The following is a 21,063-nucleotide window of genomic DNA, read 5'->3' on the forward strand; positions in this document are numbered from 1 at the left end:
GATGTAAGCGCTGTAAACATAAGGGGATGTGACTCATGTCGCAGAGCGGTACGTATCATCACGGCGACCTGCGTGCCGCCTGTCTGCGGGCCGCGCGGGAACTGCTGGAGGAGGACGGAAGCGCGGGGCTCTCGCTGCGCGCGGTCGCCCGCCGGGCCGGCGTGTCGCCGACCGCCCCCTACCGTCATTACGCGGACCGCGAATCACTTGTCTCAGCGGTCGCCGCGGAGGGATACCGCGAGCTTGCCGCGCACCTGACAGCGGCCCACCCCGCGCCTTCGACCCCGGATGATCTGGCCGCGGTCGCGGTCGCCTACGTGCAGTTCGCGATCGAGCACCCTGCCCTGTTCCGGGCGATGTTCGCGGAACCCTGCGACCCGACCAGCGCGGAACGCGTCGCCGCGACCGCCGTGATCACCGAGTACGTGCAGGGCATCGTCCGCGACGCCTTCCCGGGCGCGGACGACGCGGACGCGCTGGCCACCACCGTGTGGGCCCTCGTCCACGGCCTGGCATTCCTGCACCTCGACGGCAAGCTGGACAGCTCCACGCCCGAGGTGGTCGCGGACCAGGTCCGCGCCTCCGTCCACGCGCTCTTCAGCGTGGCGCCCGCTTTGTCCCAGGCGGCGGCGTCGGCCGAGCAGTGACCGTCCGGTCGCGGCCTCTCAGCGCCTGGGCACGACGGCTGAGGAGCGAGTGCGCGGCCGGCCCCACTCGGGCGGTTCCGGCCGAGTGGGGCCCACTCGGGCGGTTCCGGCCGACGCGGCTCGCTCCGACGCGGCTCGCTCCTCAGCGTCCCTCTCGAGCCTGCTTACGCCATGTCCTCGCTGAAGTCCTCTTCCATCATCGCGCCGCCGAACCCGCCCAGGATCTCGTCGACGTCCAGCTCGGTGGCGTCGGCCGGGGCCGTGGGTGTCCGGCCCTCGCTGATCCGCACCACCAGGCCCAGCTTCTTCACGTCGGCGTTCTCGGCCAGCTTGGCGAGGTCGACGTACACCTCGGTCAGCTCGCCGTTCTTGAGCGTGAAGTCGGCTGTGACCTTGGTGTTCGGGGCGTCCGCGAAGTCCTTTTCCGTGGGCAGTTCCATGCCCGGCGGCAGGTCCTTGACGAGCGGGCGGATCTCGCCGACGAACTCCGTGATCAGCGTACGGAACGGAGCGGTGGCGGTGATGTGCTCGGAGCCGTCCTTGTCGTCGGCGGTCTTGAAGTCGACCTCGCGGGCGATGGTCTTGCGCAGCGCCTCAAGCACCCGCTTCTGCGTCTTGGCGTCCAGCGTGGGCTCCGGCGAGGGCTCCGCACCGGCCTCCGCCTCCAGTTCGGCGGTGGTCTCCTCCATCTTCTTGGTGTCGATCTTCACCCACTCGCCTTCCAGCACCTTCCTGAGGCCGTCCGCCTCCGGGGGCAGGTCCTGTGCCGACGGCACGGGGGCGCCCAGTGCCTTGCCGACGGAGTCCGTGTCGGTGCGGATGTAGGTGTAGTCGCCGATCACCCGGTACTCGATGAGGTCGCCGTCCTCGGTGCTGACCTTCATGGTCATACCGACGTAGTCCTTCTCGCCGGACTCGTCGATCGGCTTCTTCGACTGCACGGTGACACTGATCTTCGCGCCGCTGAGCAGGTCGGCGGCCTCGTCGGGCATCTCCTCGCCGGGCTCGGGGTCCGACGAGGAGTCAAGCGCCCTCAGGCTCTGGGCGTCGGTGTCCAGGTCGAGCTCGAAGGAGAGCGTCTTCTCCTGGCCGAGCTTCTCGAAGGCCTGGTCGAGCTTCTTCCCGGCGGAGAGCTGCTCCACGGTGCCGCAGGCGGCGGAACCCGCCAGGACGGCGCCGACTACGGCGGTGGCGGTCAGGGTCTTGCGTATGGCGGTGATGATGGTCTCCTCGTCACTGTGATCACGGTGTGATCGTCGAGAAGACTCCTGACACCGCCCAATGGTTGCCCTCCTGTCTCACCATGCGTCGTGTCGAAGCCCGCCGGCCGCGGAGGAGGCAGGGCGGATCCGCAGGCACCATGGCGCCGGTTCACTCAACTGCCCCGCAGCGGTTCGCCGTTGGCGCTGCAAGGGGGGCGGGGCGAAACGACGTCAGGACGACCGCCCCGCGCCGCCCATGCCATCACCTGTGCCATCGCCCCCGCCCTCACCCGTGCCCGCCATCCCCCGTGACGATCAGGCGGTCGGCCGCGGCGCGCGCCGCGGCCAGCGCCGCCGCGCGGTCGGTGCCGCGCTGGTTCAGCACAACGCGGGTGCTGAGCCCGTCGAGAAGCGCGAGCAACAGGTCGGCCCGCTCCGCGATCTGGTCCCGCGTGATCCCGAAGCGCCCTTGACTGACCCCCTTGGCGAGCAGCGACTCCAGGTCCCTCTGCCAACCGCGGTCCATCTCCTCCTGCGCGTCCCGCAGCGGGCCCTCCCCCGTCGTACGGGCCCAGAGCTCGATCCACAGCGTCCAGCGCGGGTCGCGCGGTCCGCGCGGGAGGTACATCCCGAGGAAGAGGTCCAGTTTGCGCTCGGCGGTCGTACGACGGGTGAGCAGGGCCCGCCGCTCCTCGCCGAGCTCGCTCTCGCTCCACCGCAGCGCCTCCAGCAGGAGCCGGTCCTTGCTGCCGAAGTAGTACAGGATGTGGCCGCCGCTGGTGCCCAGGCGCTCGGCGAGGGACGCCATGGTGAGCGAGGCCAGGCCGTTCTCGGCGATGACCGTCATGGCCTCTTCGAGCATCCGCTCCTGCGCGATGCGCCCGTCCCGCCGCCGCGCCGTTCCAGCCACGCGCCATCCTCCAGTCGGCCGCCGAATCGTCGGCCACCCAATCGTCGGCCGCCCACGTCGGCCGCCGACTCGTCGTGTCCCTGTCGTGCCCTGCCGCGACCTTATCCCGCGGATCCGGTTCCGGGTCTTGACGGGCGCGGCCCCATGCCACATCTTGAATGCCGTTCTAACTTCTAGAACGGCATTCAAACTATCGAGAGGGGTCCGCATGGGGCACGGCACCGGTGTGGCCAGCGACGAGGTCTTCCGCGTCGAGACCCATGGCATCGACACCATCCCCGACGAGGACCGGCACGGCAGTCCCAAGGACCTCTTCTGGCTCTGGTTCGGCTCCAACCTGACCTTCACGTACGTCATCAACGGCGCGCTCGCCGTCGCGTTCGGCCTCTCCTTCTGGCAGGCGACGGCCGTCGTGGTCATCGGCGGCCTGGCCTTCTTCGTCGTCAGCGCCGCGGGCCTGAGCGGCATCCGCACCGGGACCGCGACGCTCGTCATCTCGCGCGCCGCCTTCGGTCACCGGGGCAATCTTCCGGCCGGAGTCCTCAACTGGATCGTCAGCATCGGCTACACGGTCGTCAACACCGTGGTGGGCACCCTCGCCCTGGAGGCGTTCTTCGCGGACGCCGGCTGGCGCGCGCCCGGCGACACGGGGCGTGCCCTCGCCCTCCTGGTCACCCTCGCCCTCACCTTCGTGGTGGCGATGTGGGGCCACGCCACGGTGCAGGCGGCCGAGCAGTGGCTCGCCTACGGCCTGGCCGCCGGCTTCGGCGCGTTCCTCGTCTTCACCGTCCCCCAGGCCGACTTCGGCGGCACGACCGCGGCGGGCGCCGCCGGTGTCGCCGGTGTGTCCGCGTGGAGCTGGGCGCTGGTCGTCGCGCTCTCCGGCCCCTTCTCGTACCTTCCGATGCCCGCCGACTACACGCGCTACCTCCCCAAGGACACCTCGCTGCGCGCCATCACCTGGAGCGGGGCGTTCGGCGGTTTCATCTCCTCCGTGGCGCTCGGGGTCGGCGGCGTGGCCGCCGCGACGCGGACGGACATGACCGACGCGGTCGCCGGTGCGCAATCCCTGCTGCCCGGCTGGTTCCAGCCCGTCTTCCTCGCCCTGGTGCTCGGCGGCTCGGTCACCAACTCGATCATCACGCTCTACTCCTCCAGCCTGAACCTCCAAGTGCTCGGCATTCCCTGGAGCCGCGCCAGGACCATCGTCATCAGCGCGACCGTCACGGCCGTCGGCTCGCTCGCCGCGCTCTTCCTCACCGACTTCACCTCCTCCCTGCTGTCCTTCCTGTCGCTGCTGATCATCGTGTTCGCGCCGTGGAGCGGCGTGTTCCTCGCCGACATGCTGCTGCGCCGCTGCCGCTACGACGCCCACGCCCTGCACGCCGGACGGGCCGGCGCCTACTGGTACCGCGCGGGCTTCAGCCCGGCCGGTACGGCGGCGCTGCTCACCGGGCTCGTCTTCGCCCTGCTCACCTGCGACTCCGAACTCTGGACGGGCCCGCTCGTCGCCCCGCTCGGCGGCGCCGACCTCACCGTGCTCGGCTCGGTCGTCGCGGGCCTCGCGTACTGGGCGCTGAGCCGCCGCACCGGCGCCCCCACCCCTGCGACCTCCGCCCACTGACACCTCTCAGGAGCACCACCGCATGTCCCCCACCCCCGCCGACCTGGTCCTGCGCGGCGCCCGCGTCCACACCGTCGACCCGCGCCTGCCGCACGCCGAGGCACTCGCCGTACGCGACGGGCGGATCGTCTGGCTCGGCGCCGACGCGGACGCCGCCGCCTGGACGGGGCCCGGCACCCGCGTGATCGACGCCGCCGGACGCCTCGTCCTGCCCGGCTTCGTCGACGCGCACAACCACGTACGTCTCGGCTCCGACGACGCCTGCGTGCAGCTCGCGGGCGTCTCCACGCTCGACGGGATCCACGCGCGCATCCGCGCCTGGGCCGAGGCCCACCCGGACGCCGAGTGGATCGAGGCGGAGGCGTTCGACTACTCGGCCATCCCCGGCGGGCGCATGCCGCACGCCCGTGACCTCGACCCGGTCACCGGTGAGCGCCCCGCCTTCGTCCTCAGCTACGACGTGCACACCGCGTGGCTCAACACGGCGGCCCTGCGCAGGCTGGGCGTCGACCGCCACCGTACGGAGCTGCCCTTCGGTGACGCCGAGACCGACCCCGTCACGGGCGAACCCACCGGTTTCGTACGGAACTTCGCCGTCAAGGGCCTGTCGCGGGACGGCCACCGGGCGCTGCGCGAGCTGGGAGTGCCGTGGGCCTCGCCCGACCGGCAGTACGGGCGTCTGGCCAAGAGCCTCGACGACGCCATCCGGTTCGGCATCACCACGGTCGTCGAACCGCAGAACTCCCTCGACGACCTCGCCCTCTTCGAGCGGGCCCGCGCCGAGGGACGGCTGCGCAGCCGCCTCGTGGCCGCCCTCTTCCACCCGCGCGGCACCAGCGACGCCGACCTGGACGCGTTCGCGGCGGCGGCGCGCCGCTTCGACGACGACCGGCTGCGCGTGGGGCCGCTGAAGCTGTACATCGACGACGTGGTCGAGCCGCGTACCGCCGCTCTCCTCGAACCGTACGCGGGCTGCGGGTCGCACCGGGGCGAGACGTTCTACCCGCCGGAGGAGTTCGCCGAGTTGCTGGCCCGGCTCGACGCGCGCGGCTTCCAGTGCTTCGTGCACGCCACCGGCGACCGGGGCATCCGTACGGCCCTCGACGCGGTCGCGCACGCCCGCGCGGTCAACGGCCCGCGCGACGCCCGCCATCAGGTGGTGCACGTGGAGTGCCTGGACCCGGCGGACGTGCCGCGCTTCGCCGAGCTGGGGGTGGTGGCCTGCATGCAGCCGCGCCACTGCGCGCCGGAGATCGCCGGTCCCGGGCAGGACTGGGCGGAGAACGTCGGCGCGGACCGCTGGCACAAGGCGTGGCCGATGCGCAGCCTGCGCGACGCCGGCGCGGTCCTGGCCTTCTCCAGCGACTGGAACGTCGCGGAGATGGACCCGATGGTGGGCCTGTACACGGCGGTCACGCGCCGCCCGCTCGACGGGGGACGTGACGGCGAGCCGTGGCGTCCGGAGGAGACGGTGGACATCGAGACCGCCGTGCACGGCTACACGATGGGTTCCGCGTACGCCAACTTCCTCCAGGACGACCTGGGTTCGCTGACCGTGGGCAAGCTCGCCGACTTCGTCGTACTCTCCCGCGACATCCTGCGGTGCGATCCTCGGGACATACCCGGAACAGTGGCGGAGACGGTCGTGGTCGACGGCGAGGTGGTCCACACGGCTACCGCCGCCTGATTCCTCGCCGGTCCGCCGCCACACCCGCGGCGGCGAAGGAGCGGTGCCGTCCTCCCCGAGGCGGACGACGCGGCCACGGCCCGGTCGGCGGCGGGCGCGGGGCGGCATGGATCATTTTGGCTGGGCCCGCGCCGCTTCCGGCGCGGGCAGGCTTCTTCATCTCACGGGGGATTCCATGACCGCACGTGACGCGGTGCCGGGGCTGGCCGCCAACCCGTCCGCGCCCGCCGACGTTCTTCTCCGTATCGTGCCGTCCGAGCACGACTGGGACATCGTGACCCGTCTCGTCTGGCGCAGGTCACTGCCGGCCGAGGTCGGTGACGCGCTGGTCACCCACCCCGACCGCCGGGTGCGCTCCGCGCTGGCCGAGAGCTGGCACGCCGACCCGGAGCTGCGGGCCAGGCTCCTGGACGGCCCGGACTCGGACGCCATCCTCGTCGCCTGCGGTCCGCTCCCCTACCGTGCGACGGTCGCTCCCCTGCCGGACCGTGCGTACGAGCGGCTGCTGAGCCACGAGCGGCCGCTGGTCCGGCACGAGACGGTCATGTCCGCCCACGTCCCGGTCCACGTCCTGGTGCCGCTGGCCACCCACGAGGACCCGGTGTTCCGGCTGGCCGCGTGCCGCCGCGTGTGGTCCGAACTCCCCGACGAGGTGCGCGCCGCGCTCCTCGACGACCCGGACCGCAGGATCCGCCAGACCGCGGCGGTGCACGTGGCGCACGAGGACGCCGAGCGCACCGCCTGGCTCGTCGAGACGCTCACGGACCAGTGGCAGCTCGAGGACGTGCTGGAAACCGGCCTGCTCACCCGGGAGCTGGCCGAACGCCTGATGGCCGACGGAAGGCACCTGGCCCGCCTCGCGCTCAATCCGACGTTCCCCGCGGACCTCGCGGCCCGCCTGGCAGGCCATGAGGATCCGCAGGTGCGGCTCGCGGTGTCCGCCCGACCCGAGCTGACGGAGGACCAACGCGCCGCGATCGACTGGACGGTGACGCCCGAGGACCGGCTGGACGTCCTGAAGTGGGTGTGGCGCTCGCGCGGCGACGAGGCCGTGCTGCGCCGCTGCGCGCACTCGGCGCACACCTGGCTGCGGCGCTCCGCCGCGCTCTGTGAGGAACTGCCCGAGGACTGCGTGCGGCTCCTGGCCGACGACGAGGACTTCGCCGTACGACTGCTGCTCGCCGAGTGGCATCCGAAGGCGCCACCGGAGCTGCTGTACGACCTGTACCTGCACGGCACACACCGTGCCGTCGGCATGCTCGTCACCCGGCCCGGGTTCCCGTCGGCCGGGCTGGCGGCGCGCTGCGCCGACGCGGAGGATCCGAGGGAGCGCGCCCTCGCCCTGCGCGATCCGGACGCCTCGCCGTCCCTGGTCGAGCGGCTCAGCCGGGACGCGGACGCAAGCGTGCGCGGGGCGGCGGCCCACGATCCCAGGCTGCCGGTTCCCAGACTGATCGACCTGCTCGACGACCCGGAGGTGGGCCAGGCGGCTGCGGCCAACCCTTCGCTGCCCGTGGAACAGATGCGGGCCCTGCTCGACCGGGCGGGAGTGCCGGAGCTCGACCGGCCGGTGACACCGGTCCGGGCACGGCGGCGTGCGGCGCTGTACAGGCGGCGGCCGTCATGGGTGACGTACAGCGCGGGCCGACTGCCGGACGACCACCGCTGTGTGCGGGGTCGTTGCTGTGACTGAGCACTCTGGCTGGCCGGCCCGGCTCTGGTCGACCAGAGCGCTCGGTCACAGCAGGTGCCGGCCGGCAGGGCCGCCGGAGGCGGAGGGAGCGCCCGGCGTCCGGTCAGCGGGAGGCGGCGAGCAGCTCGAGCGTGTCGATCACGCGGTTCGAGAAGCCCCACTCGTTGTCGTACCACGCGACCACCTTGACGTGGCGGCCGTCGACGCGGGTGAGGGCCGAGTCGAAGATCGACGAGGCGGGATTGCCCACGATGTCGGACGACACGAGCGGGTCCTCCGAGTACTCGAGGATGCCGGCGAGCGGCCCTTCCGCCGCGGTGCGGTACGCCGCCAGCACGTCGTCGCGCGTCACATCGCGGGCGACCGTCGTGTTGAGTTCGACGATCGAGCCCACCGGGATCGGTACGCGGATCGAGTCGCCCGACAGCTTGCCGTCGAGGTTGGGCAGCACCAGGCCGATCGCCTTGGCGGCGCCGGTCGTGGTCGGCACGATGTTGACGCCGGCGGCCCGGGCGCGGCGGGCATCGCGGTGCGGGCCGTCCTGCAGGTTCTGCTCCTGCGTGTAGGCGTGCACCGTCGTCATGAACCCGTGCTCGATGCCGGCGAGTTCGTCGAGGACCGCGGCCAGCGGCGCGAGCGCGTTGGTGGTGCAGGAGGCGTTCGAGACGATCGTGTGCAGGTCCGCGTCGTAGGCATCGGTGTTGACCCCGAACGCGAGCGTGACGTCGGCGCCGTCCGACGGCGCGCTGACGAGGACCTTCTTCGCGCCCGCGTCGAGGTGGGCGCGGGCGGCCTTGGCCGAGGTGAAGCGGCCGGTGGCCTCCAGGACGATGTCGACGCCGAGCTCGGCCCACGGCAGCTGCGACGGTTCCCGCTCTGCCAGCACCCTGATCCGACGTCCGTCGACCACGAGGGCGTCCCCGTCGGCGGTCACCGGGCGCCCGAGCCGGCCGGCCGTGCTGTCGTAGGCGAGCAGCCGGGCGAGAGTGGCGGGCTCCGTCAGGTCGTTGACGGCGACGATCTCCAGAGCGCTGTCGCGCTCCAGCAGTGCGCGCAGCACATTGCGTCCGATGCGGCCGAATCCGTTGATGGCGATGCGAGTCATGAGTGATGTCCCTTCCCTTCGCCACCAGGCTCGCCCGCGGCTCGCGCCGCTGACAGTGGCGGGATCGCCACGGTTCGAAAGGATCTCGCCACGCGGTGCCGGGCGGGTCACTCGCCCCGGGTGAAGGTGCGCCGGTACTCGCTCGGTGTGGTGCCGAGGATGCGCTGGAAGTGCAGGCGGAGGTTCGCGCCGGTGCCGAGTCCGACGTCGGCGGCGATCTGTTCGACGCTTCGCTGCGAGCGCTCGAGCAGTTCGCGGGCCAGGTCGATGCGGGCGCGCATCACCCACTGCATCGGCGTGTAGCCGGTCTCCTCGACGAAGCGCCGGGAGAAAGTGCGCGGCGAGACCCCGGCCTGCCGCGCCAGGATGTCGAGGGTGAGGGGCTCGTCGAGCCGGTGCAGCGCCCACTCGCGGGTGGCGGTGAACCGCTCGCCGAGCGGCTCGGGCACGCTGCGCGGCACGTACTGGGCCTGCCCGCCGCTGCGGTAGGGGGCGGCGACCAGGCGCCGGGCCGCGTGGTTGGACGCGGCCACTCCGAGGTCGCCGCGCAGGATGTGCAGGCACAGGTCGATGCCGGAGGCGGCACCGGCCGAGGTGAGCACGCTGCCCTCGTCGACGAACAGCACGTTCTCGTCGACCTGGACACGTGGATGCTTGGCCATGAGCGCCCGCGTGTAATGCCAGTGCGTCGTGGCACGCCTGCCGTCGAGCAGGCCTGTGGCGGCGAGCGCGAAAGCGCCCGTCGAGATGGCGGCGAGCCGCGCGCCCCGGTCGTGGGCGGCGATCAGCGCGTCGACGACGGCCTGCGGCGGGTCGTCGCGGTCCGGGAACCGGTAGCCGGGGACGAAGACGATGTCGGCCCACTCAAGGGCGTCGAGGCCGTGAGCGACGTGGTACGCGAGACCGTCGCCGCCCGTCACGAGCCCGGGCGTCGCCCCGCACACCCGCACCTCGTACGGCATGCTCGCGCGGGTCGTGAACACCTGCGCGGGAATGCCGACATCGAGCGGCTTCGCCCCCTCCAGCACGAGGACGGCGACGCGGTGCAGGCGACGGGAGGCTGGCATGGCAAGAGGTTACGTGGCGTGTGACTGCCAGACGCCCTAGCGAGACGCCCACTGCGCGGACTGGGCGGACGACATACCGGCCGGGTGGTCTTCCGCCGGGTCGCGGTCCACTGTCCGTCCCGCCGATCGCCGCGTCCCGCCGATCGCCGCGTCCGGCCGATCAGACTCCCATCCGGGTTCAGGCGCCGGAGAAGAGATCGCTCACTGCGATGACTTTGCTGCCGAGCATGAGTCTCCTACGGGAACGCCCCTGCCGGACGTCAACCATTCGGGCCGGGGCAGCGCAGATCACGATCCTTGACAGGAGTCCAGCCCATATGACCGACCCGGCACTGACAGCGGACCGCAATCGCGAGACCGGGATCTGGCCCTTGATCCGCGCCGAGCGAGCGGCGCTGGCGGCTGATCTCGCAGGTCTGACGGACGAGCAGTGGTCAACGCCGTCGCTCTGCTCCGGTTTGACGGTGCGTGAGGTGCTGGCGCACCTCACCGCGGGTCCGCTGCCGGTTCGATTTCGACAAGCAGGTGGCCATACGGCTGGCCGAGCAGCTAGGCGCGACCCCGGGCGAGACCCTTGAACGCTTCCGGCGCATCGTCCCGAGCACGACCAAGCCTCCCTTGCCGGCGATCGCCATGCTGGGCGAGACGATCGTGCACGGAGAAGACATCCGGCGCCCGCTGGGCATCCGCCGCGACTATCCCATCGGGGTCGTCACGGAGACGGCCCAGTACTACCAAGGATCAGATCTCGTGGTCGTTGCCAAGGGACGGATCGGTGGCCTGAGACTCGTAGCGGATGACGGCCCGTTCACGACCGGTTCCGGGCTTCTCGTGTCCGGCCGCACCTTGGTCCTGGTGATGGCCATGACTGGGCGCGCGACGTACTGCGACGACCTCGAAGGCGACGGTGTGGAACTCCTCCGCAGCCGCTGCGGGACCACGTGACAAGCCACTCCGCTGGTTCCGGATCTGGCGGTTGCACGGCATAGGTGTGCTTTCTCCTCATCGGGCACGCGAGCGCCGTAGGGCCGCTCCGACTGTTGCCGGCAGCGCAGCAGGCCGAGCACCCGTACGCCTTCACATTTTCATCACCCTTCTGCCACCCAACAATCACCGATTCGGTATGCTCCGGGACGCTCCATCAGCATCATCGAGGGGGGAATCCTCATGCGCACCCGTAGCACCCTGACCGCCGCGGCGATATCCGCGGCCGTCACCGCGGCACTCGGCATCGTCACGGCAGCCCCGGCGCAGGCCGCCGAGTACTCCTCGGCCCTGAAGGTCAAGGGCATCCAGTACGACGCGCCGGGCCGGGACGACAACCGGTGCAGCGGCGGCAACACCAAGAACGAGTACCTGACGATCAAGAATTACTCGCGCACCACGACCGTGAACCTCAAGGGGTACGTGGTCAGGGACGACGCCGGAAACAGGTTCACGTTCACGGCCAGCCACAGCCTGCAGCCCGGCGACCAGGTGAGCCTCCGCGGCGGCCGGGGCACCGACTCCGACGCGAACAACGTCGTCTACCGGCAGAACTGCAACTTCATGTGGAACAACGACAAGGACACCATCTACCTGTACAAGCCCTCCGGCTCCCGCGCCGACGTCCACTCCTACACCAAGCGCGACAATGACCGCGACGGGAACGGCTACATCACCTACCACGGCTGACCGGCGGCAACGTCGCTGAACGAATCAGACGCCCGGCTGCCGCACCGCCGCTCCCACGCGAGGGGAGACGCGCGCCGCGCCTGCCGGGCGCTGTCGGTCGTCGACGATGACCCGAGTCCCATGAATCCGGGTGTCGGCGCTGACGGCGTGGCGCCACTCGGGTCATTCCACAGACCCGCCTTGGAAGATGGGCAGCAAGCATCATTTGATCACGGATGCGACGCACGCCCTGGCGGCGCCCCGATGTCCCGGTCGCCGAAGGCCGGCTCAGTCCGAGTTCACTCGTAACGCAGACGCAGTGACTCCCGTTCGGCCTCCTCGATCTGGTCGATGGTCAGGCCGGGCAGATTCAGCTGGGCCAGCGTGACCTCGGCGCTGGTCGGCTGGTCTTCGGCGGGCACCCACTGCTCCGGTTGCCAGGCGTTGGCGCGCATCAGCGACTTCGGGCAGTGCGGGTAGACCTGCTCGATATGCACCACGATCGCTGTGACCGGCGGTTTGCCGACAGGCGTGAGTTGGGCGAGCAGCTCCGGGCGGGCCGAGACGCAGGCGCGGCCGTTGACGCGCAGCGTGGTCGGCCGGCCGGGGATGAGGAAGAGCAGGCCGACGCGTCCGGTCTGCAGCACGTTGTGCATGGTGTCGAGCCGCTTGTTGCCGGTCGCGTCGGGGATCGCCAACGTCCGCTCGTCCAGCACCGAGACGAACCCTGCCGGGCCGCCACGCGGCGTCACATCCGCCCGGCCCTCGCCATCCGCACTGCCGATGAACACCAGCGAGGAACAGCCGATCAGCGCCCGGGTCTCCTCGGTGAGGCAGTTGATCTCCTTGCGGAGCGCGTTCGGGTTCGGTTCCGGGTAGAGCTCGCGCAGTTGGTCCGGGCTGGTGAGGGCGTCCGCCTGGAGGGATTCGAACAATGTGCCGGCGACTCCAGTGTCGATCATCATACGGACGACCCTAGAAGACAACCGAGGAGGCGGTACGCGGGTCAGCGCGGAATCTCGCCGGCGTTGGACCGGCCAGGGGTGACGAGTACTCAGCCCAGTTGCCGTCTGACCGGCTACTGCATCAGCTCGGCGTGGGGATGCTCCGGCGAAGTCGGGCAGACGTAGAGCTGCTGTATGTATCCGCTGCCGATTTGGACCGCGGTCGGCTGTCTCGGGACAGGGTCGGTGACAGGCGGCGTGGCGCGGGCTTCGAGGGGGACACGGCCACGGGCGTGCACCTCAATGCCTTTGGCTCGGAAGAAATCGATCACGGCCTGGCCCTCCGGGCGAGTGTCCGTGGAGGACGCCCTGGTGCGGGCTTGATTTTCGTCAGGGATCCAACTGCGCTTGCTGTCGTCCCATTCGAAGGTGGCGATGGTCAGCAGCGGGACCATCTTGGACTCGCAGGTCAGGCAGAACTGGGGGTTGGGATCGGTAGGGCCCCAGGAAGCCCAGCCGCCGACCTTCCAGCCGGGCGCGACGGACAGGTTGTCCCAGTAGAAGCTCTCCGGGTGGGGCGCGTAGGAGCTGTCCACATCCGCGTCGGCAGCCTGCCAAGTGCTCCAGTCCCCGAGCGGCTCTCGGAGCTCTTTGCTCAACTCCATGGGGTTGGGGTACTCGGTGATCTGCTCCGGCTTGAGCAGGCACGGCTCGGGCAGGTAGCCATCGAACTGCACCGCGGGCGGTTCCGGGGGCGTTGTGAGAATGTCGGTCACCGTGGCTGCCGACCGCCAGAACAGCGCGGTTCTGGGCATGATCGGGTGATCGAAGGGACACCACAGAACCTGAAGCAGGTCCGCCCCGGCCGGTGCGTGCAGATCGGGCACATCGCGCACGTACAGCTGCGCGACCGGCAGCATCGCCATGGATCCCTCATACGGCTGGGCGACCGCCGGCTTCAGCGGAAGCTCCCGCGGGGGACGGATCCGGTCAAGGGTCTCTCGCTCCTGCGGGGTCAGGCTCCTGCCTCGCGCGGCGGCACGGATCCGCCGTTCCACCCGCAGATCCGCCGGGCACATCGCCGGGTTCAGTCCGTCCACTTCATGAGGGCCGTCGCAGTGAGGCCAGGGCTCGTCGGCGGGCCACAAGAGCGGCCCACCGACCGAACTGTCCTGCGGCGACGGAGCCCCGGGGTAAGGGTGCAACCGGGTTGCTGTGCGTGCCAGCGGAGCGAGTTGGGGGAAAACTGCGGTGACGTCGACCGGCCGCGGCGGTGTGGTACGGATGACAGTCATAGTGGTGATGTTGCCAGCAGCCACTGACAATGGGCGCACTGGTCCGCGTACTGCTGACATCAGGTAACTTCCGACACACGGCCTACGACCCAGCGGCCGTCCCGCGATTCTTCTCATTGGGAACTGTCCGCGTGCGAGGGGCGGCCGGTGCTGTGGGCCGCTCGGCTCTCCCCCGTCGGCCATGACGTACTCGCCTACGCGGAAGCCAGTCCCCCGTCGGTGCCGATCCCTGACCAGCCGAGCCCGGGAGAGCAGTTGGTTGAGCTGCGCCCGGCGCAGATGAACGCGCTGCGCGTGTATGTCAGCCTCGGAGACCGGCTGCGCGTTCATCCGGCCAGGGAGCTGGCCGAGCGGGTGAGGACGGCCCGCTACAGCGGCCCGGAGAACCGCTGGCGGCTGCATCTGACTCCGCAGCAGATCGAATCCGTCGCCTGCGCCTTCCACCTTCGCTCGGTGGCAGGATCCGCCGCGGAGGCCAACGAGTTCGCTCGCAGCTACCGCGTGATCTATCGGCCGGACGACACGACCGGCCAGACGCAGCTGGTCACCCTCGCGTAGCCGGCCCCGGTCTGGATCCATCTGCGCAGTGTGGGATTCCGGCGGCGGAACGAGTACGACCGTTACCGCAAGCCGCTTGTCTGAGGGACCGGTCCCTGGGCCGGCTGGTCGGTCCGCGGTCCGTCAGCGGCCTCGGCGGGCGTTGAGCCGGGCGGCCTGGCGCGTCAGGTGGTCGCGCTCGGCCAGGTTGGGGGCCTTGTGAGCCGCCTCGGCGTACAGCCGTGCCGCCGTCGTCAGGTCGCCGTCGCGCTCGTGGAGGTATGCGGCCACCGCGGCATGGCGGGGCAGTGTGGCGTCCAGTGCCGCGAGCGCCGCCAGGCCGGCGCGTGGTCCGTCGGCCTCCCCGACGGCGACCGCGCGGTTGAGCCGGACGACCGGGCTGTCGGTCAGACGCGTGAGCTCGTCGTACCACTCGACGATCTGCACCCAGTCGGTCTCCTCGGCGGTGGGCGCGTCGGCGTGGAGTGCCGCGATGGCGGCCTGGGCCTGGTACTCGCCGAGCCGGTCGCGGGCGAGGGCCGCCTGCAGGATTCCGATTCCCTCGGCGATCAGCGTGGTGTCCCACCGGCCGCGGTCCTGCTCGGCGAGCGGCACCAGGCTGCCGTCGGGCGCGGTCCGGGCGGCGCGCCGGGCGTGGTGGAGCAGCATGAGGGCGAGCAGCCCGGCCACCTCGGGGTGGTCGATGCGGGCCGCGAGCTGCCGGGTGAGGCGGATGGCCTCGGCGGCGAGGTCGATGTCACCGGAGTAGCCCTCGTTGAAGACGAGGTAGAGGACGCGCAGCACCGTGGCGACGTCGCCGGGCTTGTCGAAGCGCACACCGGAGACGGTGCGCTTGGCGCGGCTGATGCGCTGGGCCATGGTCGCCTCGGGCACCAGGTAGGCCTCGGCGATCTGACGGGTGGTCAGTCCGCCGACGGCGCGCAGCGTGAGCGCGACCGCCGATGCCGGTGTCAGCGACGGGTGGGCGCACAGGAAGTAGAGCTGGAGCGTGTCGTCCACCGCGGGCACCGGGCCGGGCAGCGGCTCCTCCTCGACGCGCTCCTCGCGCCGGCGGCGGGCGGTGTCGGCGCGTGCCGCGTCGAGGAACTTGCGCCAGGCCACGGTGACCAGCCAGCCCTTGGCGTCCCGAAGGGGCTCTGCCCTGTCCGAGCCGTGCCGAGGGCTCGGGGGAGGGTCCGCCGCCCAGACCCGGAGAGCCTCGACCAGAGCGTCCTGCACGGCGTCCTCGGCCGCCGCGAAGTCGGCTCCGCGGCGGACGAGGACGGTGATCACGCTCGGCGTGAGGCTCCTGAGCAGGACCTCGTCCATCGGTGATGTCACTCCGTGATGGTGGGCGGCGCGGCCAGGAACGGGCGCACCTCCAGCCACTCGTGGATCGGCTTGCCGCCCGCGCCCGGGGCGGCCGACAGTTCCCCGGCCAGCTCGACGGCGCGCTCGTAGCTGTCGACGTCGATGATCATCCAGCCGGCGATGAGGTCCTTGGTCTCCGCGAACGGTCCGTCGGTGACCGGCGGGCGCCCCTCACCGTCGTAGCGGACCCACGCTCCCTCGGGGGCGAGGGCCTGGCCGTCGACGAACTCGCCGGTCTTCTCCAGCCGGGCCGCGAAGTCGTTCATGTACTGCACATGCGCCGAGATCTCCTCCGGGCTCCACTGGTCCATCGGCACGTCGTTGACCGGAGCCGGGGCGCCGCGGTAGTGCTTCAGCAGCAGGTACTTGGCCATCGTGGTTCTCCTCGGTGCTCGTGCGGCCCATTGTGGCCGCGTTCACCCCGGGGACGGAGCCGGACGCGGGTTCTCGACATCGCCGCCCGACTTTTTTTCGGGCTCTCCCCGCAGACGTCAGCGGGCGGGAGGCGCCGCCGGTGCCGTCGGCCCGTCGAACGGCGGCAGCACCTTGAAGCGCTCGTCGAGGGTGACCGTGGGCGTGATCCGGGACAGCGCCGCGCGGACCAGCGTCAGCGGGTGGTCCGGGAACTGCGCGTCCCACTGTTCGTGGTCGCCGAGGTGGTACGGCAGCCCGCCGCTCAGTCCCGGCGCATACGGATGCGGCCGGAAGTAGTCGGCCGGCCCCACCTGCGCCAGCACCATCGCCTCGCGCACGCCCGTCATCGCGCCCTCGGCGGCCTGCACCTTCACCACCGTGCTGCACCCGGCCCTCGGCACCGTCCAGGACCCGAGGAACACCTGCCCCCGTCCGTTCGGCCGGGGAACCTTGATCAGCTGCCGGACGGCCGGGACGCCGTCCACCGCACCGAGCCGCGCCTCGATCAATCCTCCGCCGGCCCCGGCCACGCCCTGTGCGAGAGCGGCCCGCAGCCGCTCGGGCTCGTCGAGCCGGGTGGGCAGGTCCGGGACGAGGGGGAAGAAGTGCACTGACAGCACGACGTTCCGCTCGTCGGTCCACACCCCCGGCTCGCGCTCGGTGAAGCCGGTCAGGTCCATGCCAGTGATCGGAGTCATGCCGATCATCATCGCGATCCCTGCCTTCGGCCCGGCAGGCGGGGTCCACGAGGAACGCGGCCCCGGCCAGTGCTGGGGGACGCCACGGGCCGGACCGGGTGTTGAGGCCGGCTGTCAGCCGAGGCAGAGCACGAGCAGGCACACTTCCGCGGGTTCTGTCGAGGCGGGTGCCGGGGCGGTCTCGGGCGCGTCCGCGTCCGTGTCGTCGGGGGATGCCGGCGCGGCTGGTTGCTGGGCTGCGGTGCCGCCGCCGTCGTGGGCCGCGGGGGGCCGGGCGGTTGTCTGCTGCTGCGGTTCCCGTGCCGTGACGGCAAGGGGTGGTGCGGCGGCGGCCGGCTGGGCGTTCGGCGGCGGGGCCAAGGTGGGCCGGGCGACCGGCGGTGTTGCGGACACCGGAGCCGCGTGCGGCTGCTGCCGCGCGGCGTCGGCGGATGGTGCCTGGGCCTCGGCGGGGGTACGCGACGGCCGGTCGTCGGTACGTGAGGTCGGGGGCGTCGCGTTCGGCTGGGGCACCTGCTCCTGCGCCTTGCCCATGCTGTGGTTGTCCGGCGCTGTGGCCGCCTGGGCCCGGTCGGTGCTGTGCCGGTCCATCGCGACGACCGACAGTCCGCCGCCGACGATGGCGACCGCCGTCGCGACTGCGGCCCGGCGCTTGTTCTTCTTCCAGCGCGCGAGCTGCCGACGCCGTGCCGCCCGCCCCTGCTGCGCGGGTGGTACGCCCTCCGCGTCCGTCGACAAGGCCTCGCTCGTGCCGGGGTCGAGCTCCGTTTCGCTGTGCCTAGGGGTGTCGTGCCCGGCGTCGGGGGCCTCGGGCTGCGCGGCATGCGGGGTGCCGGGTGCGCCGCCGGCGATCGCCGGGTCGGTGTCCCAGGGCGGCGCGGTGTGGTTCTCGGCGGTGGGGGGAGCGATGTCAGGGGCGTAGGCGCCACACCCCGGACACACCAAGGCGCCGTTGAGATGTCGGCGGCACGCGGAGCAGTAGTCCATCTGTGGTCTTCCTGAGTTGCTTGTGCCGTCGGCCCGTTCGGGCCACGACCTGGTCGCATTCGCACGCGGGATCGAGCAGCCAGCAACGCTAACGACGCTTTCGAAAGGCTGTGTGCAGCCTGTGTGGCGCTCTTGCACAGATTCTTTGGGGCCGGACGGCGCTCGGACGGTGCCGCGGACAGCGCAGCGCGACTCGGGGTGGGCCACTGTGGTGAGCGCGCTGCCGCATTGCGGGCCTTCCGCCGTGGCGGTCCCGGGCGGAACGGGCGTGTGCTGCCCAGAGTGCCGTGCCCCTTTGTTCCATGCTCGGGGCTGTGCCCCTGGTGCTGAGCCTGGCTCTGGCCCCCGGCGCCGCCGCCCGGGCGGACCTTCTCGTTTCTACAGCTCGAACTCGACCTGTTCGACGTCGGTGAAGCGGACCTCCTCCAGCTGGCCTGCGCGGCGGCCGGCGTCCTGGAAGTACACCTCCTTGAGCCCTTCGGCGGCGATCTGCTGCAGCTGCCGGTCGTCGGCGCCGGCCTGCTGGGCGTCGAAGAGGCGGGCGGCGTACTGCGGCGGCAGCGCGACGGTCAGGTGCCGGATACGGGCGTCGTCGGTCGAGCCGACCGGGGCGGTGTAGCCGATGCGGGCCCTGGTGTCGATGACGATGCCGCCGGTCGTGGCGGCCTTCTGCCGGGCCCTGGCCCGGACCTGGGGCTGCCACCGCTTCTTCACCTCGCGTTCCATCCGGGCGGCGAGTTCCGGGCGCGGCTTCTTGATCTGGTCCTTGACGTACCGCTCGACGGTGCGCTGGGAGATCCGCAGCATCTGGGCGACCGCCTTGGTGCCCTTGAGCTGCTTGACCAGGTACCGCATCTGCGCGCCCGCGCTCTTGGGCGCCGGACGTGTGAAGGACTTCTGCACGGCGGCGTCCAGGCCGTCCCCGAACAGGCTCATCGCCCTCTCCCCCTACTCCCCGTTGTCGGCGTCGGTGACGGTGCCGTCCTTGATGTACCGGGCGAGGTTGAGCTCCGGGGCGTCGAACCGCTCACGGACCTCTTCGCCCCACAGGACGGTCTGGGTGCCCTCGTGCTTGACCAGGCCCGGGTTGATGCCGAGCTTGAAGCCGCCGGGCAGCGGTTTGCCGTCCCGGTAGGGCAGGTAGTCGAGCGGGCTGGTGCCGTCGGCCGCGTACACGACGCAGTCGGACAGGATCGCGACCGGGTAATCGCCGGTGAACGCCGCATGCTTGACGATCTTGCGGTGCAGGTTGATCCGTGTGCGGGAGATGACCGCCGCGCGGATGTCCGGCCTCCAGGTGGGCCGGGACAGGGCTCGCCACGGCTCCCCCGGGCGCCAGCCCTCACCGCGCGGGCGCTCGCGCAGCTTGCCCAGGCCGCCCTTGACCGTCGCCTTGATGGCGGAGACGACGATCGCCAGCTGCGGGTCGCGCTCCTTGTAGCCGTCCATCGCCGCCAGGAAGTCGGCAGGCGCCATGTCCGGGTGCACGCCCAGGTCGGCCATCGTGGCGAGGAAGGCGTCACGGAGCCGGTTGTACCAACCGTCCAGATAACGGCCGTTGTCGTACCGGACGTACGCCTCGGTGGGGCGCACCTCGTAGCCGAGTTCCACTGCGTACGCCACCGTGGGCGTGGCGTACCAGGCCGGGCCCTCGGGGCGCTCGCCCGTCGGCGTGAACGGGCTGGGCAGCAGGTCGGCGTCCAGGTTCGCCCATCTGTCCTTGGCGACCTTCACCCGGGACAGGTCGACGTGGGAGAGGTCGACCAGCCAGGAGCCGGGCAGCTTCGCGTCGAACACCGGATTCCTGACGTGGGTCGGCGCGCCGAGGCCCACGGTCAGGCCGTTGGCTCCGGCGGCGAAGGCCATGTTCACGTCGATGCCGATCAGGTGCCGCCGGGTGCACTCGGCGTCGGTCATCGGCCGTGCCCAGTCGTACGCCTCCTCGAACAGCTTCTCCCCGGGGCCGCGGACGTGGAAGCGCGGCAGATCCTTCAGGAGCGGATGGCCGTCCGGTGCCTCGCACGGGGCGCAGTCCACCGGGTCCTTGCCCAGGCTGCCGGGGTTGTGCTCCGAGTGCCGCTTGCCGTTCGCGTCGGGCTCGGAGGCGCGGGTCGGCGGGTGCAGCGCGGTCATCAGCTCCAGGCCGGTGACGGCGGTGGAGCCGCGCGGGGTCGTCACGCGCGACGCGTACACGCAGAGGAGCCGGGCGAGTTCCGACGGTGGGAGATGGGCGGCGTCGCCCCAATGGCGGGAGTCGAGCGCGTGCCAGGACGGGACGCACAGCTGGACGCAGGCTCGCTCCGATCCCTGCGCCGGGCGGTAGATCCGCGCCCATGGCCCGAAGCCGCGCTTCGTGAGCTTCCAGCCGGCGCGGGCCAACTGCTTGACGACCTTGTGGCCCTCCGGGATCCGCCCGGCGAGCCGCTCCTCGTCCGTGAGCGCGACCGGCAGGCCGTAGCGTTCCAGCGCGGCCTCGGTGAGCACGAGCAGCGGGTCGGCGTCCTTGCCCGGGCCCGACAGCCTCGGCTGCCCGAGCTTGGCCTCCGTGAGCGCCCAGTCCACCAGAGCCGGGATGCTCTTGGCGGGCACGTCCAGAACCAGGCCGCCGACGCAGTACGCCAGCGCCTGCCCGTCCTCGTCGACATCGACGACCGCGAGCGGACCGTTCTCGAAACGCGGGTCGGTGCCGGTCGACGGGGTGCGGGTGGGGGCGGTCTTCCCCTTCTCCGAGCCTGGGCGTCGTGACGTCGACGGTGTCGACGGCGTCGAAGAACTGCGCGGGCGCGGCGCGACGACGACGACCGAGTCCGGAGCGTCGGCAGAAACGTCGGCAGCCGACGCAGGGGCCACCGGGCTGGCGGTGACCGTTTCCGGCACCGCCGTGTCGTCGACCGGGGCTTCGCTGTTGACGGGGGCAGGGTAGAGCTTCGCGAGCCCTTCGAGGAGGCGCGCGTACGCATCCCGCTCCGGCGGCCGGGGCTCGGTCTTGCCGGACTCCCAGCCGCTGACCGTGGCCCGGCGCACCTGCAACGCGGCGGCGACCTCCTCGACGGTCAGGCCGTGAGCCTTGCGCAGCCGCCTGCGCTCGGTCGGCGGCGGCAGCGAGGCACGGGACGCGAGCAGCGCGTCGACCGCGTCGAACAACTCGGACATGGGCGGACCTCCCTACGGCCAACCTATCACCGAGCGTACATTTGCAGCGCATTGAGCGTACTTATCGCGCACTTTT

General features: G+C 71.4%; 17 protein-coding genes and 2 pseudogenes. 7 read left to right on the forward strand and 12 right to left on the reverse strand.

Going from position 1 to position 21,063, the window contains the following annotated elements; all coding sequences use genetic code 11:
- The first annotated feature begins 35 nt into the window (after positions 1-35).
- Positions 36-647, forward strand: a complete 612-nt coding sequence (locus AMK31_RS07590; RefSeq protein ID WP_073939623.1) for a TetR/AcrR family transcriptional regulator — start codon at positions 36-38, stop codon at positions 645-647.
- Positions 648-811: 164 nt separating this feature from the next.
- On the opposite strand, the gene AMK31_RS07595 is transcribed toward AMK31_RS07590, so the two are convergent.
- The gene (locus AMK31_RS07595) at positions 812-1,789 is read right to left on the reverse strand and encodes a hypothetical protein (RefSeq protein WP_073939624.1); all 978 of its coding nucleotides are present in this window, start codon (positions 1,787-1,789) and stop codon (positions 812-814) included.
- A 346-nt stretch (positions 1,790-2,135) separates the two neighbouring features.
- Entirely contained in the window at positions 2,136-2,759 is a 624-nt protein-coding gene (locus tag AMK31_RS07600) for a TetR/AcrR family transcriptional regulator (protein WP_073939625.1), read from the reverse strand.
- A gap of 208 nt (positions 2,760-2,967) precedes the next feature.
- Between AMK31_RS07600 and AMK31_RS07605 the strand changes: the two genes are divergently transcribed.
- The 3 genes from AMK31_RS07605 to AMK31_RS07615 all read left to right on the forward strand — a co-directional run bounded on the left by AMK31_RS07605 (position 2,968) and on the right by AMK31_RS07615 (position 7,763).
- Positions 2,968-4,383, forward strand: coding sequence for a purine-cytosine permease family protein (locus tag AMK31_RS07605; protein WP_073939626.1), 1,416 nt, complete (start codon positions 2,968-2,970; stop codon positions 4,381-4,383).
- A 22-nt stretch (positions 4,384-4,405) separates the two neighbouring features.
- Positions 4,406-6,070, forward strand: a complete 1,665-nt coding sequence (locus tag AMK31_RS07610; RefSeq protein WP_073939627.1) for an amidohydrolase — start codon at positions 4,406-4,408, stop codon at positions 6,068-6,070.
- A gap of 175 nt (positions 6,071-6,245) precedes the next feature.
- Positions 6,246-7,763: a hypothetical protein gene (locus AMK31_RS07615; RefSeq protein WP_241842572.1), complete on the forward strand. Its 1,518-nt coding sequence runs from the start codon at positions 6,246-6,248 to the stop codon at positions 7,761-7,763.
- A gap of 103 nt (positions 7,764-7,866) precedes the next feature.
- On the opposite strand, the gene gap is transcribed toward AMK31_RS07615, so the two are convergent.
- Both gap and AMK31_RS07625 read right to left on the reverse strand, forming a co-directional pair.
- Complete coding sequence (gene gap / locus AMK31_RS07620) at positions 7,867-8,868, reverse strand: type I glyceraldehyde-3-phosphate dehydrogenase (RefSeq protein WP_073939628.1); 1,002 nt, start codon at positions 8,866-8,868, stop codon at positions 7,867-7,869.
- A 107-nt stretch (positions 8,869-8,975) separates the two neighbouring features.
- Positions 8,976-9,935, reverse strand: a complete 960-nt coding sequence (locus AMK31_RS07625) for a GlxA family transcriptional regulator (RefSeq protein WP_073939629.1) — start codon at positions 9,933-9,935, stop codon at positions 8,976-8,978.
- Between the two features lie 317 nt (positions 9,936-10,252).
- Between AMK31_RS07625 and AMK31_RS07630 the strand changes: the two are divergent.
- Positions 10,253-10,880 (forward strand): annotated as a pseudogene (locus AMK31_RS07630) (maleylpyruvate isomerase family mycothiol-dependent enzyme).
- 222 nt (positions 10,881-11,102) lie between these two features.
- Positions 11,103-11,609, forward strand: coding sequence for a lamin tail domain-containing protein (locus tag AMK31_RS07635; RefSeq protein WP_073939630.1), 507 nt, complete (start codon positions 11,103-11,105; stop codon positions 11,607-11,609).
- A 278-nt stretch (positions 11,610-11,887) separates the two neighbouring features.
- On the opposite strand, the gene AMK31_RS07640 is transcribed toward AMK31_RS07635, so the two are convergent.
- On the reverse strand, positions 11,888-12,553 hold the full coding sequence (locus tag AMK31_RS07640; RefSeq protein WP_073939631.1) for an MSMEG_1061 family FMN-dependent PPOX-type flavoprotein: 666 nt from the start codon (positions 12,551-12,553) through the stop codon (positions 11,888-11,890).
- 113 nt (positions 12,554-12,666) lie between these two features.
- On the reverse strand, positions 12,667-13,632 hold the full coding sequence (locus AMK31_RS07645; RefSeq protein ID WP_143204221.1) for a hypothetical protein: 966 nt from the start codon (positions 13,630-13,632) through the stop codon (positions 12,667-12,669).
- Positions 13,633-13,947: 315 nt separating this feature from the next.
- Here AMK31_RS07645 and AMK31_RS41395 point away from each other — a divergent pair.
- A pseudogene (locus AMK31_RS41395) lies at positions 13,948-14,385 on the forward strand (DUF6417 family protein); the annotation flags it as partial.
- Between the two features lie 123 nt (positions 14,386-14,508).
- Here AMK31_RS41395 and AMK31_RS07655 read toward each other — a convergent pair.
- The 6 genes from AMK31_RS07655 to tap all read right to left on the reverse strand — a co-directional run bounded on the left by AMK31_RS07655 (position 14,509) and on the right by tap (position 20,987).
- Positions 14,509-15,693 (reverse strand): RNA polymerase sigma factor, encoded by a 1,185-nt coding sequence (locus AMK31_RS07655; protein WP_073939633.1) that lies wholly within the window; start codon positions 15,691-15,693, stop codon positions 14,509-14,511.
- A gap of 8 nt (positions 15,694-15,701) precedes the next feature.
- Positions 15,702-16,109: a YciI family protein gene (locus tag AMK31_RS07660; RefSeq protein WP_073939634.1), complete on the reverse strand. Its 408-nt coding sequence runs from the start codon at positions 16,107-16,109 to the stop codon at positions 15,702-15,704.
- A gap of 117 nt (positions 16,110-16,226) precedes the next feature.
- Entirely contained in the window at positions 16,227-16,847 is a 621-nt protein-coding gene (locus AMK31_RS07665) for a hypothetical protein (protein WP_073940102.1), read from the reverse strand.
- A 114-nt stretch (positions 16,848-16,961) separates the two neighbouring features.
- A complete protein-coding gene (locus AMK31_RS07670) occupies positions 16,962-17,834 on the reverse strand; it encodes an SCO2400 family protein (RefSeq protein ID WP_073939635.1) in 873 nt (290 codons plus the stop codon).
- A 378-nt stretch (positions 17,835-18,212) separates the two neighbouring features.
- Positions 18,213-18,770: a telomere-protecting terminal protein Tpg gene (gene tpg, locus AMK31_RS07675; RefSeq protein WP_073939636.1), complete on the reverse strand. Its 558-nt coding sequence runs from the start codon at positions 18,768-18,770 to the stop codon at positions 18,213-18,215.
- Between the two features lie 12 nt (positions 18,771-18,782).
- Entirely contained in the window at positions 18,783-20,987 is a 2,205-nt protein-coding gene (gene tap / locus AMK31_RS07680) for a telomere-associated protein Tap (RefSeq protein ID WP_073939637.1), read from the reverse strand.
- Positions 20,988-21,063: the final 76 nt, after the last annotated feature.

This window comes from Streptomyces sp. TSRI0107 (genome assembly GCF_001905845.1).
Lineage (GTDB): Bacteria > Actinomycetota > Actinomycetes > Streptomycetales > Streptomycetaceae > Streptomyces.

Coding starts and splice junctions, on each gene's coding strand:
- AMK31_RS07670 (WP_073939635.1), bottom strand. CDS start 17,834: ATGGACTACTGCTCCGCGTGCCGCCGACATCTCAACGGCGCCTTGGTG.
- tap (WP_073939637.1), bottom strand. CDS start 20,987: ATGTCCGAGTTGTTCGACGCGGTCGACGCGCTGCTCGCGTCCCGTGCC.
- AMK31_RS07635 (WP_073939630.1), top strand. CDS start 11,103: ATGCGCACCCGTAGCACCCTGACCGCCGCGGCGATATCCGCGGCCGTC.
- AMK31_RS07615 (WP_241842572.1), top strand. CDS start 6,246: ATGACCGCACGTGACGCGGTGCCGGGGCTGGCCGCCAACCCGTCCGCG.
- AMK31_RS07640 (WP_073939631.1), bottom strand. CDS start 12,553: ATGATGATCGACACTGGAGTCGCCGGCACATTGTTCGAATCCCTCCAG.
- gap (WP_073939628.1), bottom strand. CDS start 8,868: ATGACTCGCATCGCCATCAACGGATTCGGCCGCATCGGACGCAATGTG.
- AMK31_RS07610 (WP_073939627.1), top strand. CDS start 4,406: ATGTCCCCCACCCCCGCCGACCTGGTCCTGCGCGGCGCCCGCGTCCAC.
- AMK31_RS07660 (WP_073939634.1), bottom strand. CDS start 16,109: ATGGCCAAGTACCTGCTGCTGAAGCACTACCGCGGCGCCCCGGCTCCG.
- tpg (WP_073939636.1), bottom strand. CDS start 18,770: ATGAGCCTGTTCGGGGACGGCCTGGACGCCGCCGTGCAGAAGTCCTTC.
- AMK31_RS07590 (WP_073939623.1), top strand. CDS start 36: ATGTCGCAGAGCGGTACGTATCATCACGGCGACCTGCGTGCCGCCTGT.
- AMK31_RS07665 (WP_073940102.1), bottom strand. CDS start 16,847: ATGACTCCGATCACTGGCATGGACCTGACCGGCTTCACCGAGCGCGAG.
- AMK31_RS07625 (WP_073939629.1), bottom strand. CDS start 9,935: ATGCCAGCCTCCCGTCGCCTGCACCGCGTCGCCGTCCTCGTGCTGGAG.
- AMK31_RS07605 (WP_073939626.1), top strand. CDS start 2,968: ATGGGGCACGGCACCGGTGTGGCCAGCGACGAGGTCTTCCGCGTCGAG.
- AMK31_RS07655 (WP_073939633.1), bottom strand. CDS start 15,693: ATGGACGAGGTCCTGCTCAGGAGCCTCACGCCGAGCGTGATCACCGTC.